This window comes from Kribbella sp. NPDC050470, from assembly GCF_044458365.1.
Classification (GTDB): Bacteria; Actinomycetota; Actinomycetes; order Propionibacteriales; family Kribbellaceae; genus Kribbella.
This window is the reverse complement of record NZ_JBITHV010000010.1, coordinates 310020-326654: the sequence shown is the minus strand read 5'-3', so window position 1 is coordinate 326654 and position 16635 is coordinate 310020. Positions and strand designations below refer to the sequence as shown.

The 16635-nt window shown below is 69.5% G+C and carries 10 protein-coding genes; 4 read left to right on the top strand and 6 right to left on the bottom strand.

Annotation, left to right across the window (positions count from 1 at the left end):
- Positions 1-811 precede the first annotated feature (811 nt).
- Genes ACIBGM_RS30690 through ACIBGM_RS30680 form a run of 3 tightly spaced genes read right to left on the bottom strand, consistent with a single transcriptional unit; the run spans position 812 to position 4435 of the window.
- On the bottom strand, positions 812-2128 hold the full coding sequence (locus ACIBGM_RS30690) for a four-carbon acid sugar kinase family protein (protein ID WP_396387501.1): 1317 nt from the start codon (positions 2126-2128) through the stop codon (positions 812-814).
- The gene (locus ACIBGM_RS30685) at positions 2121-3413 is read right to left on the bottom strand and encodes a RuBisCO large subunit C-terminal-like domain-containing protein (protein WP_396387500.1); all 1293 of its coding nucleotides are present in this window, start codon (positions 3411-3413) and stop codon (positions 2121-2123) included. The genes ACIBGM_RS30690 and ACIBGM_RS30685 overlap by 8 nt, the downstream gene beginning before the upstream one ends.
- Positions 3410-4435: a zinc-binding dehydrogenase gene (locus tag ACIBGM_RS30680; protein WP_396387499.1), complete on the bottom strand. Its 1026-nt coding sequence runs from the start codon at positions 4433-4435 to the stop codon at positions 3410-3412. The genes ACIBGM_RS30685 and ACIBGM_RS30680 overlap by 4 nt, the downstream gene beginning before the upstream one ends.
- Before the next feature lie 123 nt (positions 4436-4558).
- Here ACIBGM_RS30680 and ACIBGM_RS30675 point away from each other — a divergent pair, with 123 nt between their 5' ends.
- Positions 4559-6271, top strand: a complete 1713-nt coding sequence (locus ACIBGM_RS30675) for a hypothetical protein (RefSeq protein ID WP_396387498.1) — start codon at positions 4559-4561, stop codon at positions 6269-6271.
- Positions 6268-8991, top strand: coding sequence for a glycoside hydrolase family 78 protein (locus ACIBGM_RS30670; protein WP_396387497.1), 2724 nt, complete (start codon positions 6268-6270; stop codon positions 8989-8991). Before ACIBGM_RS30675 ends, ACIBGM_RS30670 begins: the two co-directional genes overlap by 4 nt.
- On the opposite strand, the gene ACIBGM_RS30665 is transcribed toward ACIBGM_RS30670, so the two are convergent.
- Positions 8972-9979 carry a LacI family DNA-binding transcriptional regulator gene (locus ACIBGM_RS30665; RefSeq protein ID WP_396387496.1) on the bottom strand — a complete coding sequence of 336 codons (1008 nt, stop codon included), beginning with the start codon at positions 9977-9979 and terminating at the stop codon, positions 8972-8974. The two genes, ACIBGM_RS30670 and ACIBGM_RS30665, sit on opposite strands and share 20 nt — an antisense overlap.
- 180 nt (positions 9980-10159) lie before the next feature.
- Between ACIBGM_RS30665 and ACIBGM_RS30660 the strand changes: the two genes are divergently transcribed.
- Positions 10160-12592, top strand: a complete 2433-nt coding sequence (locus ACIBGM_RS30660) for a pectinesterase family protein (protein ID WP_396387495.1) — start codon at positions 10160-10162, stop codon at positions 12590-12592.
- Positions 12593-12599: 7 nt separating this feature from the next.
- The gene (locus tag ACIBGM_RS30655; RefSeq protein WP_396387493.1) at positions 12600-13817 is read left to right on the top strand and encodes a hypothetical protein; all 1218 of its coding nucleotides are present in this window, start codon (positions 12600-12602) and stop codon (positions 13815-13817) included.
- On the opposite strand, the gene ACIBGM_RS30650 is transcribed toward ACIBGM_RS30655, so the two are convergent.
- Together ACIBGM_RS30650 and ACIBGM_RS30645 are read right to left on the bottom strand one after the other, a co-directional pair.
- Positions 13818-15101 carry a glycoside hydrolase family 28 protein gene (locus tag ACIBGM_RS30650; RefSeq protein ID WP_396387492.1) on the bottom strand — a complete coding sequence of 428 codons (1284 nt, stop codon included), beginning with the start codon at positions 15099-15101 and terminating at the stop codon, positions 13818-13820.
- On the bottom strand, positions 15101-16522 hold the full coding sequence (locus tag ACIBGM_RS30645; RefSeq protein ID WP_396387491.1) for a glycoside hydrolase family 28 protein: 1422 nt from the start codon (positions 16520-16522) through the stop codon (positions 15101-15103). The genes ACIBGM_RS30650 and ACIBGM_RS30645 overlap by 1 nt, the downstream gene beginning before the upstream one ends.
- Positions 16523-16635: the final 113 nt, after the last annotated feature.

The following is a 16635-nucleotide window of genomic DNA, read 5'->3' as shown; positions in this document are numbered from 1 at the left end:
GGTGCGGTCAGCGGATTTCTGCTCGACATCGCTTCGAGCCTGCCGACCGTCCTAGTGCGAGACCCGTGATCGGCGGGATGTGCCGAGGTGGGCGTGCGGTTGCCAGTCATCCGGCGCCCGTGGTGGCCTCCAGCACGGGCGCTACGCACCTGCCGCGCGCAGGTCGGGCTGCGCGCGTGGGTCCGGTGGCGTCGCAGGGTGCCGTTGCGGTAGCGCGCCTCGAGACGGCGTGGCCAGGTGACGGCGTGGCCCGGAGACGGCGCGGCCCGGAGGCGGGGAGACGGCGTGGTCGGGAGACGGCGTGGCCCGGAGGCGGGGAGGCGGCGTGGTCGGGAGACGGCGTGGCCCGGTGGCGGGGAGGCGGCGTGGTCGGGAGACGGCGTGGCCCGGTGGCGGGGAGGCGGCGTGGTCGGGAGACGGCGTGGCCCGGTGGCGGGGAGGCGGCGTGGTCGGGACACGGCGTGGCCCGGTGGCGGGGAGGCGGCGTGGTCGGGACACGGCGTGGGCCGGAGGCGGGGAGACGGCGTGGCCGGGACACGGCGCGGCCCGGAGGCGGAGAGAGGGAGGCGGGGAGGGGGAGGCGGAGAGGCGGGCGGCCAGGGTCGGGCCGCGGTTGCGGGCTGAGTGCTCGGCGATGGGGTCGGTGTCTGGGCATGGTGCCCGGCGTGCGCTGCACGGCGTCGTCACCGCGATGGTGCTGTGGGTGCGGGTTCGTGGGTGTGCAGAGGTGTGGACTGTGGCTGCGGTGTGGTGGGGGATGGGTGGTGCTAGGTGGTGCATCGACCCGCCGGGTTGGGGGGATGGGGTGGGGCTAGGTGGTGCGGAAGGTTTCTAGGAGGTTGGGTGGGCCTAGTTGGCCGGGTTTGAGGAGGATTGAGAGGGCGTGGGTGGTGGGGGTGGGGGCGATTGAGCGGCACTCCGCGACTCCGGTGCCGAAGGTGGGGGCGGTGGTGGTGAGCTCCAGGGCGGTGATGCCCAGGTTGCGGAGGACCCGGCTGGAGGTGTCGCCGCCGGCTACTACCAGGCGGCGTACGGCGGTTTGCCGGGTGACTGTGTGGATGATCCCGGCCAGGGCGGATGCTAGGTGGGGAAGGGATTCGGCGGCTGGGCGGGTGGCGTGGCCGGTGTGGACTACGACGCCGGGGGCGCCGGATTGAAGGCTTTGCACGGCTGCGGCGGCGGTGGGTTCCGTGTCGGTCAGGTGCAGGATGGTCCAGCCGGCGGCCGCGGCTTGTTTGATCTGGTCCGCGGTGCGAGGGGATTGGCTGCCTGAGACAGCTAGGACCTGCGGCTGGGAGTGATCGCGGTCCTCCGTGCGCGAGTGGAGTGGGCCATGTGGTGCCGCGGGTGTGGTCGTGGAGTCGTAGGGCTTCGGGGCGGTGGGGTGGGTTGGGGAGCTGGGGGTCAGGTTCAGCGCGAGGGCGCGGGAGAGGCCGCCGGAGCCGATGGTGAAGAGGGCGGAGTCGTTGCTGGATGCAACGAGGGTCCGGCCCAGGACGTGGAGGTCGGCGTCGGTCAGGGCGTCGAGGACTACAGCGTCGGCGGACTGGTCGGAGTAGGTGTCGGGGAGGTCGGCGTACGTGGTGAGGTGAACGGCGTCGATCCGCAGCGAGGTTTGGGCTGCTACGTGCCGGCGGAGGTCGGATTCGGGCATGGGCGTGGCGGGATGGGTGGACATGGTCGGTTGGCGGTCGAGGCGGTGAATGGTGCCGGATTCGGCGGCGAAGTGGTGGCTGAAGACGGTGTAGCGGCCGAGCTCGGGCTGAGCGGCGAGGATCGGTACGGGGGTGGAGCCGAAGATGGAGCGGCCTACCTCCAGGGCGCGGCCGATGCTGCCGAGGGTTGATGAGGAGTCGGCGGTCGAGCAGATCTTGTACTGGACGACGCGGGGGTCGAGGTCGCGGAGGGCGGTGAGGATCGGGCGGATCTCTGCCTCCTGCTCATCAGGTGGGAGCGATCGCGCGATGCCGGCGACTCCGATGACGTCGTAGCTTTCGGCCAACGTGCGGAGCTCGGCCATCGGCGGGAGGTCCACCAGCAGGATCGAGCGGAGGCCGCAGCGTGCGTACTGACGCAGGGCGTCGGTCGACCCGGTGAAGTCGTCCCCGTAGAAGGCGGCTTCAAGCATGGGGGAATCCGAAGGTTTCGAGGGCCTGGAGTAGGGCGGAGTTGGTGGCGGCTGTCGTGGTTAGGTCTTCGCCGTTTACTGCGCAGTGCCAGGCGGCGCGCATGGCGGTGACGCCGGCAGCTGGCCCGGCCGGGTGGCCGTGGATGCCGCCGCCGGCGAGGACCAGCAGGTCGGTGGTGTTGGTACGGCGGTAGGTCTCGGGGGCCAGGCCGGGCGTCTGGCCGGAGGAGAGGACCGGGAGGGTCTCGTAGGGACTGGGCTGGGGTGAGGATGGCGCGACACTCTCGAAGAGAGGTTGCTGGACGGCCGCGATGGAGCGGAGGACCTCCTCGTCGGTCTCGTAGAACTTTTTGGACAGGCCGTTGGTGTGCAGGTGGTCGGCGCCGGCCAGGCGGGCCAGTTTGGACCAGGCGACGAAGTCGATGCCGAGGCCGGGGGCTCTGGTGAAGACGCCCGTCATCGCGCGGTGACCGTGAATCGGGAGCTCGCAGCGTTGGCGGAGCCATGCGAGCCCGGCGAGGCCGACCAGGTTGACGCACACCATCACGCACGTGCCGCCGGCATCGCGGACCAGGTCGTGGTTGGACGCCATCCGGTCGAGGTCGTCGGTGATGTTGAACGCGTACATCGGCCGCCGCCCGGTGCGCGCCGCGACCTTGTCCAGCTCCTCGCTGACCACAGCCACCCGCTCGGCGAGCGGTGAGTGCGGCGGGTTGCCCATCAGCTCGTCGTCCTTGATGAAGTCGATGCCGGCCTCGGCGAGCTCGCGGACGACGATCCGCAGTTCCTCGACCGGCAACCCGATGCTCGGCTTCACGATCGTCCCGAGCAGTACGCCGTCCGGCCGCTTCAAAAGCTCACGCGTCCCGCTCACGCCGTACTGCGGCCCTGGATAGCGCTCGGCGAAGGCCAACGGGAGGTCGAGGTCGAGCAGCCGGATCCCGGCCAGTTGGCGGAGCTCGAACAGGTTCCCGGCGACGGCAGCCAGCAGGTTGGGCAGCGAGGGACCGAAGTTGTCCAGGCCGAAGGAGATCCGAACCCGTCCACGGCGTCGGCGCGCGCCGGGAATCCGAACGGCACCAGGGAGGTCGTGGGTGAGATCTGCCGGTGGCAGCTCATCCACGGAGACCACCCGGGCCGCGAATCGGCCCCGCAGCTCCGCAGTCTCCCGGGCGACAGCCACGAAGGTCCCCGTCGACTGCTCACCCGCGATCACCTCGGCCGCGTCCTCCAGCGGGAGGTAACTCTCCACCAGGTACGTCGCCACCACCTCGGGCGCGCTCATCGGGTCGGCTCGATCTGGATCTTGAGGTGGTCGATGCCGGCATCCATCGCGGTCAGCACCTCTGGCGTCTCGGCCAAGGGCACGCTGGACGTGATGTACGGCCGGACGTCCAGGACGCGGTCGTTGATCAACCGCGCCGCGTGCCGGAAGTCGGCCGGCGTGTAGATCGTCGACCCCTGAACGGTGACCTCCTTCAGGACCACCGGGTTCAGATCGACCGACAGCGGACCGGCGAACATCGGCAGCAGAACCACCCGACCGCGAGGTCGACACAACGCGAATGCCTCGGCCAGACAGCTCGGGTGACCGGAAGCGACCACCACGACGTCGAAGCCGTCGCCGGCCGGGTCGGCCCCGACAGCCGCGGCAGAGAAGTGGCCACCGGTCAGGTCGACAGCCGATGGATCAACGACGTGGGGAACGCCCTGCTGCACCAGGAACTCACGGTTGTAGGCCTTGACGTCGGTCACCAGCACCGTCGACGCCCCACGGATCCGGCTGACCGCCGCGACCAGGCTGCCGATCGGACCACCACCCAGCACGGCCACCGACGACCCCGCCTCGACACCCCAGGTGCAGTGCCACGCGACGGCCAACGGCTCGATCAGGGCACCCTCGTCGTACCCAACCTCGTCGGCCAAGGGCACCAGCACCCGCCCAGGCGCGGCGAAGTACTCACTCAGCATCCCCGGCCAGCCGCCACCCGGCACCCGTTTCCCGGCGCAGAGATGTGGATGCCCGGCCTCACACCGCGCACACTCCCAGCACGACAACGCGGGCAATACGGCGACCCGATCGCCCACGCGGAAACCGGGATCGGACGAGGCAACCACCTCACCGGCACCCTCATGCCCCAGCACGACCGGCGGTTTCCGGAACGGATGATGCCCGCGCCAGGTGTGCAGATCCGACCCGCACAACCCGACCGCGTGCATCCGGAGCAGCACGCCGTCCGCCGGCGCCGGATCCGGTACGTCGGCCACGACAACCCGCCGCGGCTCCTCGAGCACTGCTGCTCTCATCGTCGTCCTCCTTGGAGCGAAGTCCGCAAGTCTCCGCCGTAGATCGTCAAGAAAACAAGGCCGATCCGCCAGCCTGTGGATAGAGCGTTGACATCACCCCTTCCAAGGGTAAAGGTTTTCCTCATGGTGACGATCCCGGCGACCCTTTTGCTCGAAGAGCGGGCCGCGCTGGCGATGAACGCGGTGACCGGCCTGGCCGACGACGACCTGGACGGCATCCCGTTCTTCAGCGCGAACCTGCTGGCCCGCCCGGCCCGGCTCGACCACGGCGACTGGGACTATGGCTCCAGCCACGGCCGACTGACCGACGCGTACCTGCTGGCGAAGCAGATGACCGGCGGCACGAACTGGGATCCGCAGTGGGAGAAGATCGCCGACCGCTACCGGCAGACCCTGTTCGACCTGCTGCACGAGGACGGTCTCACCTACCGCCGCGAGCACCCGCGCGGTCACTGGAAGGCGAACGCCAACCTGATCGACCAGCGCGCGACCATCCTCGCCCTGACCACCACCGTCGTCGCCACCGGCGACCCGGAAGCCAGGCGCGCAGCGGACAACCAGGTCGCAGCCCTGAAGCGCATCGCGATCAAGGAACGCGACGTCTGGTTCTACCCCGCCTCGGAGTACACCGCTGCTGGCTGGCCGTCCTCCAACGCGATCGACCTGCACCTCGCACCGGACCCGGCATCGTTCTCCGGCCGCCTGATCATGCCGCTGCTGCGCTACCACCAGGCAACCGGCAACCAGGACGCGCTGGAGCTCTGCGAGTGGTTCGCCCGGCTCATCGTGGAGAAGAGCGGCGTCTACCTCGAGGACGGCAGCTTCAACTCCGCGCGTGCCTACCGCAGCGGCCACTTCCATACCCGCGTCGGCACGCTTGAAGGGCTCGCCCGGCTGGCCAGGCACACCGGCGACCACGGCCTGACCGAGTTCACCCGCCGCAGCTACGACTGGGTGCTGACCCAGGCCACCAGGTTCGGCTGGACCCCGGGCGACTTGGCCGACCAGCGCTACGAGCACGAGACCTGCTCCCTGGTCGACCTCATCGGCCTCGGTACGACGCTCGCCGGCAGCGGACTCACGTCGTACTGGCCCGTGGTGGAGCGGTTCGTCCGCAACCACCTGGCCGCGTCGCAACTGCAGGATGTGAGCTGGGTGCAGACAGCCCCGGACCGGTCACGCGACATCCCCGGCTGGCGGACCTACGTGGACGTGGGGGAGCGCGTGCTGGGCGCCTTCTGCGGGTACGGCGCTCCCAACGACTACGTCTCCGACGTACCACTGGGCCGCGGACACACCAACGACGTACAGGCCTGCTGTGTCGGCTCCGGTGTCCGCGGACTGTTCTGGGCGTGGAACAGCATCGTCACGGGCGACAGCAACGTCACCAGAGTCAACCTGCTTCTCACCCGCGCACACCACACGGTCGATGTGGTCAGCCACCTGCCGGTCGAAGGCAAGGTCGAGCTGAGCGTCAACGAGCCAGTGGACGAGCTGCGCGTCAGAGTCCCCGAGTGGGCAGGCTACGCACGCCTCAAGCTGCAGCGTGGCGCTGAGGAGCGCACCGGCGCGGAGCGCATCTGGGCGCCGGATGGCTACCTGTCCATCCCCAAGCCGCACAAGGGCGAGCGCATCGTGGTGACGTTCCCGATGGTCGAGCAGACCACTACCGAGCTCGCGGCCGGCAACGAGTTCCGGACCACCTGGCGCGGTGACGACGTGATCGCGATCGACCCGCCCGGCCACGCCCGGCCCATGTACGGCGACCGCCCGGAGCACGCCGGCGGTCTGCGTGACTACGAGCTCCACCGACCCGAAACGGAGTGGTCCTGGTGACAAGCGAGGCAACCGGCTGGCTGCTTACCGATCCACCCAGCGTCCCGGCCCTGACGCCGTACGACCTGCGCTGTGAGCACCGGCTGGAGCCGCTCGGCATCGGCAACGACCGGCCGCGGTTCAGCTGGCGGCTGGCCTCGCCGGTGCGTGGTGACCGGCAGGACGCCTCCCGGATCCGCCTGGAGCGCGACGGCGTACAGGTGTGGGACAGCGGCTGGCTGACCGACGAGCAGACGTACGTCGACCACGGCGGCGCACCGCTGACGTCGCAAACCGACTACGTGTGGCGGCTGGAGGTGCGTGACGCAGCGGGGAAGGTCTGTGAGGCTTCTGCGACGTTCGCCACCGGCATCCTGCACCCGGAGGAGTGGCAGGCCCGCTGGGTCGAGCACGACTACGAGACCGACCCGTACTTCGAGCCGCCCGTCGACCGCGACGAGCCGCGCACGGTGCGCCAGGCCACCATCGCCGCGCCGCGCTACTACCGCCGGTCCTTCGACCTGCCGAAGCCGATCAGCAGAGCACGCGTCTACACGACCGCACACGGCCTCTACCAGCTGCAAGCCAACGGCCGGCGAGTAGGTAACGACGAGCTGACCCCCGGCTGGACCGACTACCGCTACCGCCTCGCCTACCAGACGTACGACGTCACCGACCTGCTCCAAGAAGGCGAGAACGTCCTGGGAGCAGTGCTCGGCGAGGGCTGGTGGTCCGGGTACGTCGGCTGGGACACCCGCAGCCACGCACACCACTACGGCAAGAAGCCCCAACTGCTCGCCCAGCTCGTCGTCGACCACACCGACGGCTCGCAGACCGTCATCGCGACTGGCAGCCGCTGGGTCGAGCGCACCGGCCCACTGCGCTTCGCCGACCTCCTCATGGGCGAGTCGTACGACGCCCGCCTCGAGCTGGGCGACTGGTCTAGCCCCGGGTACGACGCCACCAACTGGGCGCCGGCCGGTGACGTCGGTGCGGACATATCGACATTGGTTGCCGCCAGCACCGAGCCGGTCCGGGTGACCGAGGACCTGCCGGCCGTCGAGGTGACCCGCAACGGCGACCGCTACATCGTCGACCTCGGGCAGAACATCGCAGGCCGAGTCCGTCTGCGCGTGCGCGGCGCAGCGGAAGGCGACCGGATCCGGCTGCGGCACGGCGAGATGCTCGAGTCCGACGGCGGTCTCTACACAGCCAACCTCCGGACCGCCGACGCGACGGACTACTACGTCAGCGCAGGCGGCGCGGAGGAGTTCTTCGAGCCGCTGTTCACCGTCCACGGCTTCCGGTACGTCGAAGTCGACGGCTACCCGGGTGAGCTCACGCCGGCTGACGTCACCGGCCGGGCGCTGCACTCGGACACCGCGGTCGCCGGCCGCTTCGAGTGCTCCGACTCGGGCGTCAACCAACTGCTCAGCAACATCCGCTGGGGCCAGCGCGGCAACTTCGTCAGCGTGCCGACCGACTGCCCGCAGCGTGACGAACGCCTCGGCTGGACGGCGGACGCCCAGATCTTCCTGCCGACCGCGGCGTACCAGGCCGACGTCCTGACCTTCTTCGAGAACTGGATGGGCGATCTCGCCGTCGCCCAGACCGACGAGGGCGCGATCCCGGACGTCATCCCGCACGTGATCACCGGCCGCCACGGCACGCCCGCCTGGGCGGACGCTGCGACCATCGTCCCGTGGACGCTCTACCGGATGTACGGCGACGAACGCGTACTGAAGCAGGCCTGGCCGACGATGCGACGCTGGGTCGACTACGTCCACCAGGCGAACCCGGACCTGATCTGGCGCAACCGGACCAGCGGCCACTACGGCGACTGGCTGCAGGTCGACGTACGGACGGATCGCGACGTGCTCGCGACGGCATACTTCGCGCGCAGTGCCGAGTTCACCGCTGCAGCGGCGCGAGTGCTCGGCCTGCCCGACGAGGAACAACGGTACGGCGAGCTACGCGAGCGGATCGCGGCCGCGTTCGTCCGGGAGTTCGTGGATGCCGAGGGCAAGGTCCGGGGCGACACGCAGACCGGCTACTTGCTGCCACTGGCGTTCGGTCTGCTGCCGGAGGAGCACGAGCAGGCGGCGGTGAAGCACCTTGTCGCCGATCTGGAGCAGCGCGGCCGGTCGTTGACGACCGGGTTCGCGGGCGTGGCGTTGCTGTGCCCGATCCTCGCGAAGTACGGGCACGTCGAGCTCGCGTACGACCTGCTGCACGACGACCGCTACCCGTCCTGGGGCTACTCGATCCGGCACGGCGCGACCACGATCTGGGAGCGCTGGGACGGCTGGACGGAGGAGAACGGGTTCGGGCCGGTGGCGATGAACTCGTTCAACCACTACTCACTCGGGTCGGTCGGCGAGTGGCTGTACGGCGGGGTCGCCGGCATCGACCAGGCCGCGGACTCGATCGCCTTCCGTGAGCTGGTGATCCGGCCGCGGCCGGGTGGCCGGCTGACGTGGGCCGAGGGCGCCTACGACACGCCCACCGGTCGGGTGTCCACCCGGTGGGAGGTGAACGACGGCACGTTCGCCCTGCAGGTCGTGATCCCGCCGGGCGCGACGGCGACGGTTCACGTGCCGACCAGCAATCCCGAGTCCGTCCGGGAGTCGAAGCAGCCGGTAGCCGAGCAGGACGGGATCGAGGTGCTGGAGTCGGCCGATCGGACGCTGGTGTGCCGGGTCTCATCAGGGAGCTACAGCTTCACCGCCGACGGCGTGTAGCGCGGCCCGTCGAGGCCCGCACCACCAGCTCGCCGGCGAGGTGGGTGGTGTTGGCCGGCGCCGTCGGGCTGAAGTGCTGCCAGGCCAGACGGCCCAGCTCGACGGTGGAGACGGCGTACGTCGTGAGGCCGGGGTCGGTGTGGGCGCTCATCGGCGCGTCGTCGACCCCGGCCACGGACACGTCGTCCGGGACACTCACACCCAGCTCACGCAACCGGCTGAGCACTCCGACGGCGACGTGGTCGTTGAAGGCGATCAGCGCGGTCGGCCGGTGCGTGAGCGCCTCGTCGACCGCGTCGTAGCCATCCCGAAGCGCTGAGCCGCAAGGCACCCGGACGATCGTCTGACCGGCTGCCTCGGCGGCCCGGAAACCGCGCTGTCGTTGCTGGTCCGACCAGGCCTTCGGCGGACCCTCCAAGTAGACGATGTGCTTGTGGCCGAGCGTTCCGAGGTGCTCGCACAGCAGCCGGACGCCGTGGTGGTAGTCGACGACCACGGCTCCGACCGACGGATGACGCAGTACGCGATTGATCAGCACCAGCTTGCGGCTGGCGGCTGCGACCTCCTTCAGCCGAGGTCCGCTCATCCGCGGCGCGCACAGCAGCAGGCCGTCGACCCAGCGGGCCAGCTCGAGCGCCGCGCGGTACTCCCGGTCCGGGTCCTCGTCGGTGCCGGCGACCAGTGTGTGGTTCCCCTCGGCGGCGGCCTCGGCCGAGATCCCCTTGAGGATCTCGGCGAAGTACGGGTTGCCGAGATCGGGCGCGACCACGCCGACCGTCTGGCTGCTGCCGCGCAGCAGCGTCTGGGCCGCCGGGTTCGGCCGGTAGCCGACCTCGGCGGCCGCGGCGCGGACCCGGTCGGCGACCTGGTCCGAGACCGGCTTGCCGCCGCTGAGCACCCGGGACACGGTCGCGGTGGAGACCTCCGCGAGCCGGGCCACGTCGTGGATCGTCACCCGGCCGGGGCGATCTCTGGTCGATTTTCTCACCGGCTCATTGGACCACGTCCACGGACGATTCGCTGCCAGCGCAGGCGTGTAAACCTTTTCCTGCCGAATCGTGTCGAGGCCTTGACGCCGGGCCCGAGCGCTGCGACGGTAGCCGAGGAAAAGGATTACCCGCCCACCGCCCCGGGCTTCCCGAACGGCGGTCCGCGCGAGGAGACCACCGTGAGAAGACCCTTGATCAGCCTGTGCCTCGTCATCGCGGCCGGGATCGGCTTGCTGACCGTTCCGGTCGGTACGGCGACGTCCGCGGCCAACCCGGCCACCTTCGGCCCGTTCGATCCGCGGATCGAACGCGACGGGCACTGGGGCCGCGACGACGACGTGGCGATCACAGTGAACTCCGGCTCGTCGCTGCGGTTCCGCTTCACCGGCGACCGGCTCGGCGCCTGGTTCGACACCGAGTCGATCACCAACCCCGCACAGCTGTGGGTCTCGGTCGACCGTGGTGAGCCCGTCCTGGTCACGGTCGACGAGGACCACGAGGTGTTCGTCGAGGGACTCGACCCGGCCGTCGCGCACACCGCCGAGATCCTGGTCAAGGACGTCGATGAGTACGCGAACCGCTGGACAGTGCCGCTGCAGTCCGGCGTCGTCCTCGAGAAGATCGAGCTCGCCCCGCTGGCCACGCTGATCCCGCTGCCGACCACCGCCGAGCACCGGATCGAGTTCTACGGCGACTCGATCACCCAGGGCGTGATGGCGCTCTGCCCGGAGCTCGGCCCGGACTGCGCAGACGGCACCAAGGCCTACCCGCACCTGGTCGGCAAGGCGTTCGGCGCCGACACGAACCAGGTCGGCTTCGGCAAGCAGGGCATCATTCAGCCCGGCCACGGCAACGTCGGTACGGCGTCGGAGTCGTTCGGCTGGAACCTGGCCGGTTTCCCGGCGACGCCCTTCGACCCCGGGGCGATCGTGGTCAACTTCGGCACCAACGACGCGCCGTACCCGAGTAGCGAGTTCACCCCCAGGTACGGCGCCTACCTCGAGCAGATCCGGGCCGCGAACCCACACAGCCTGATCCTCGCCCTGCGTCCGTTCAACGCCACCCACGCCGCAGACATCGCGCAGGCCGTCGCCGCGACGAACGACCGAAGGATCGTGTACGTCGACACCACCGGCTGGCTCGGCTCGGACGACTACAACGGCAGCACCCACCCCAACATCAAGGGTCACCAGTCCGCGGCGGCCAAGCTGACCAAGGTCCTCCAGCGACTGACCGGCTGGCGGACCGAGAGCACGAGCACGCCCGTCCTGTCACCGCAAGGCACGGCGGACGCGACCTGCTCCGACACCGCCCTCCGCATGACCTTCCAGGGACCGGTGCGACTCGGTGTCCAAGGAAAGCTTCGGATCCACCGAGCCGGCGGCGAAGTCGTCGACACGATCGATCTCGCCGACCTCACGTCGTACCAGCGCTTCGTCGGCGGTGCCCGTTCGGACTACGGCCAACTGCATACGTGGATGTACGAGGCGGTCACGGTCGACGGCCGGACGGTCTCGATCCATCCCCATCAGCGGCTGGAGCCCGGACAGGTGTACTACGTCACCGTCGATCCCGGGTTCGTCGCCGGCCACCCCGGAATCGACAAATGGATGTTCCGGACCCAGCACGACCCGGCGTTGGACAGCAGGCTCCAGGTCGGTCCGAAGGGTGACTTCTGCACGGTACAGGCCGCGATCGACTTCGTCGCGGACGGCAACAAGTCCCGGATCGACGTCGCGCCGGGGCTGTACCGCGAGCTGATCTACGTCGCGCAGACCAAGCCCGGCATCACGATCGTCGGGTCCGGCGCCGGCCGCACGGTCATCGGCTACCCGAACAACAACCTGCTGAACGGCGACTACGCGATGGCGAACGTCCCGATCGAGCAGGCGTACTGCCCGCGCCGGGTGCTCGCCCAGCCGGACCGGTTCAACTGCTGGCGGGCCGCGTTCGGCGTGGACGCCGACGACTTCAGCCTGGCCGACGCGACCGTGCAGAACCTGACGCCGTACCGCGGCTCCCAGGCCGAGGCGTTCCGGGGGAACGGCGAGCGGATCGTGCTCGCCCGGGTCCGGATCCTCGGGTTCCAGGACAGCCTGCGGCTGCAGGGCAAGGGCTTCGTGACCGACAGCTACGTCGAAGGTGACGTCGACTTCGTCTGGGGGACCGGCGGCGTCTTCGTCCGGGGCTCCGAGCTGAAGGCGCTGCACGAGGGCTACTACAACCAGGTCCGCAACAGCGACAACGGCCCGGGCAACATCTTCGTGAACGTGCGGCTGACCCGCGGTCCGGACGCGCCCGACGACAGCGTGTTCCTCGGCCGGGTGGAGCTGAACCGGTTCCCGACCAGCCAGGTCGTGTTCATCGACTCCGCGATGGACGCCCATGTGAAGAAGCAGGGCTTCCAGATCACCAACCCCAACGACTGCGCGGCTGCCGGCCAGGTCCGGTTCTGGGAGTACCGCAGCACCGACCTGTCCGGCCGGCCCCTCGACACCAGTGCGCGACTTGCGTGCTCCAGGCAACTCAGTGCCGACGAGGCGGCCTGGCTGCGCGACCCGTCGAACGTGTTCGGCGGCTGGCAGCCGGTCGTCCCCCGCCCCGAAAGGTGAACCCCTCATGATCAATCGCAGGACCGTCCTCGGCGGCGCGCTGGCCGCGACCGCCGCGACCGGCTGGCCCGCCCAGGCATCAGCGGAGCCGACTCCGACCGGCGAACGCCCGCATCCGGCGCCACGGCCCGTCGCTCCGGTGAACGCCGCGATCGCCGCCGAGCACAGCGCGGCGTACAAGACGCTGCCCCAGGTGGTCGTCGGCGTCGACGTCGAGGACCTGATGAAGATCCACACGGCCGCCGACGCGGACGCCCTGCGTCCACAGCTGGTTGCACAGGTGTGGAAGGACACGGGCACCCTGCCGACCGGCCTTCCGACGGTACGGCGTGACGTCGAGACGCCGGCCGAGTTGCCGGCGTTCACCGGCGTACGGCGTTACGACCGGCTCGAGATCGCCATGCCCTTCGGCTACGTCGCGACCGCCTTCGTGGTGGAGCCAGTACACCGTACTCACCGCCGGGTTGCGTTCTACCACAACGGCCACGGTGAACCGCTCGACACCTTGCAGCGGGTCACGCAGGGACTGCTGGACCACGGGTACGTCGTACTGCTGTTCGCGATGCCGTTCTACCACTGGAACCCGAAGACCCTGCAGGACCCGGTCGACCCGAACGTCCAGCAGCAGCCGTCGCACAACGACCTCAACCTGTGGGAGTCCGCGTCGTACTCACCGCTGGCGCTGTTCCTGGAGCCGCTCGCGGTGGCGATGAACCACGTGCAGGAGACGTACCGGCCGTCGTCGGTGCAGATGATCGGCCTGTCCGGCGGTGGCTGGGCGACCACGATCTACCCGGCGCTGGATCCGCGGATCACCCGGTCCTACCCGACGGCCGGCTCGCTGCCGTTCTTCGTCCGGCCGGGGTCGCCGAAGCCGAGCCCGACCCGCGGCGACTGGGAGCAGCGGGCGGACAAGCAGCCTGGGTTCTACGGGCTCGCCGACTTCCCGGACATCTACGCGCTGGGCTCGGTCGGGCCGCACCGCCGGCAGCTGCAGATCCTCAACCGGTTCGACGACTGCTGCTTCAACGGGGTCGGCCACCGGTCGTACGAGGCCGCTGTACGGCACCGGATCACCCTGATCGGGAACGATGCCGTCAGCAACGAAACCAACGGGCACTGGGAGATCCTCGAGGACGCCACCCACGGGGACCACACAATCAGCCCCTACGCGCTGTCGGTCATCCTCTGGGACCTGGACGTGAACTGCGCCCACCTGCCCTGATCAGCGCAGTTGGTGGACGTCCGTGATCGGGTGGGTGTTCACGGTGACGTTGTCGAAGGTGAGGGCGGCGTGCTGCACGGTGCTCGGGGCGTCGACGGTGAAGTCGCAGTCGACCAGCCGGAAGTCCTGGATGGGGGAGCGCCGGTAGCCGCGCAGCATCAACGCGTTGCGGGCGTGCTGGACGGTGATGTCGCGGAGCTCGACGTTGCGCACCGTCGGCGTCAGCGGCCCGGTGTCGCCCTCACCGCGGAGGAAGTTGCACTGGACGACTTCCTTCAGCAGGTTCGAGATGGCGATGTCGCGCAGGTAGATGTTCTCGGCGAAACCGCCGCGGATCGAGTTGGTCTTGATGTACAGCCCGAAGTACAGCGCCGGCCCGCCGATCGTGCAGTTGCGGGCGAACACGTTGCGGACGCCGCCGGTCATGTCCGAGCCGAGCGTGATCGCGCCGTACTTCACCCGCATCACGCAGTCCTCGATCAGGATGTCCTCGGACGGCACGTTCACCATCAGGCCGTCCGCCTCGCGGCCGGACTTGATCGCGATGCAGTCGTCGCCGGCGTCGAACGTGCAGCCGCGGATCACCACCGACCGGCACGACTCCACGTCGACCCCGTCGTTGTTCGGGCCCTGGGTGTCGACGACGACGTTCTGCACGGTCACGTTCCGGCAGAGCACCGGATGGACCTCCCAGAACGGCGATCGAACGATCGTCACGCCCTCGATCAGCACGTTCGTGCACTCGAACGGCTGGATGAAGCTCGACCGCAGGTGGTACCCAGGCCCGTAGACCCGCTCCTGGAGCGGTACGCCGAACGCGCTCTGCGCCCGCAGGTTCGCGAAGTCCTCGTCGCACTCGTGGAACCAGCCCCACCAGTTGTCCCAGTCCGCCTGCCCGTCGAGCGTGCCGGAGCCGGTGATCGCGATGCCGGTGCAGCCGTGCGCGTAGATGAACGGCGAGTAGTTGAGCACCTCCAGGCCCTCGTACCGGGTTTTCACGATCGGCAGGTAGTCGGCGGGATCCGTGCTGAACAGCAGCGTCCCGGCGACGTGCAGGTTGACGTGGGACTTCAGGTGGACGGCGCCGGTCAGGAACGTTCCCTCGGGGACGACCACGCGGCCGCCGCCGGCCGCGTGACACGCCTCGATCGCGGCCCGGATCGCCTTCGTCGCGTCGGTCCGGCCGTCAGCGATCGCGCCGTACGCCGTGATCGGGAAGTCGGCGTCCGGGAAGGTCGGCGGCCGGACGTCGGCGAGGATCTGGTCGGCGTACTCCCAGCCCATCAGTTGTCGACCCGGACGCCGTTGATCCAGACCTGGTCGAGCTGGAGGTTCTCGACGTACTGGATCGAGTTCTCCTCCTCCATCTGGTCGAACCGGCAGGCGTGCAGCCGGATGTCGCGGAGCGGGTCGTCGACCAGGCCGAGCAGGTTCAGCGCGCGCGGCGCGGCGGCTGCGGTCAGCTGGCTGATGGTGATGCCGTGCACGTCCGGCGGGTAGGCGCCGGTGATCACGTTCGCGTAGTTGAGGACGATCTCGATCACCGCGTCCGCGGCCTGCCCGACGGTCACCCGCCGTACGTCGATGTTCGCGATCGTGCCGCCGCGCTGCGGGTTGCTCTTGATCCGGATCGCGCGCTCCAGCCGCGGGCTGCTCATCTTGCAGTCCCGGACGTAGATGTCCATGACCCCGCCGGTCGTCTCGCTGCCGGCCGTCACACCGCCGTTTCCGTCCGCCATCTCGCAGTCGCGGACAACGGCGTACCGGGTCGGGACGTTCACCCGGCGGCCGTCCGCGTCCTTGCCGGCCTTGAACGCGATGCAGTCGTCACCGGTGGAGATCGTGCACCGCTCGATCAGGACGTCGGTGCAGGACTCCGGGTCGATGCCGTCGTTGTTCGGGCCGTGCGGGCTGTCCACGGTCACGTCCCGGATGGTGACGTTGCGGCACAGCACCGGGTGGATGTTCCACATCGGCGAGTCCTTGACCGTGATGCCGTCGAGCAGGATGTTCTGGCAGCGGTTGAACTGCAGCAGGTTGGGGCGCAGGTAGTGGCCGTCGCCGAACACGCGCTGCTCGACCGGGACACCGTCCGCGGCCATCGTCAGCAGCAGGGTCTTGTCCGGACCCTCGTTCGGCGGCGGGCCGCCGGTCCAGTCCCACCAGTGCGTCGCGTCCGCCCGGCCGTCGAGTACGCCGGAACCCGTGACCGCAATGTTGCGCTGCTGGTAGGCGTAGACGAAGGGGGAGTAGTTGTAGCATTCGGTGCCTTCGTACCGCGTCGGCACCACCGGCAGGTACGCCGCCGGGTCCTGGCTGAACGCGAGCCTCGACCCTTCCTGCAGATGCAGGTCGACGTTGCTCAGCAGATGGACGGCGCCGGTCCGGAAATCACCCGCCGGTACGACGACGTGGCCGCCGCCGGACCGGTGACACGCCTGGATCGCGGCCCGGATCGCCGCCGTACAGTCCGTCGCGTCGTCGCCGACCGCGCCGAACGTGGTGATGTCGAACCAGCGGTCCGGGAAGCTTGGCGGGAGGATCCGGCACAGGATGCGCTGGATCTGCGCGTCCGCGGCGGCCTCGTCCAGACCTGCGGGACCGGTCGAGGCGGCGGCCGGGGCGGTGCCGCCGCCTGTGAACGCGGCGGTCGCGAGCGCTCCTCCAGTCAGCAACAGGGTGCGTCGACGGAGCTGTTCGGACATGGGCGACCTCCTGCGGGTGCAAACGATTGCAACCGATCGTGCCCGGGTCCGCCCGAGGTGTCAACGGCTCGGCGCGACGAAGTCTTGACCGGGCCGCAATCTCTTGGATACTT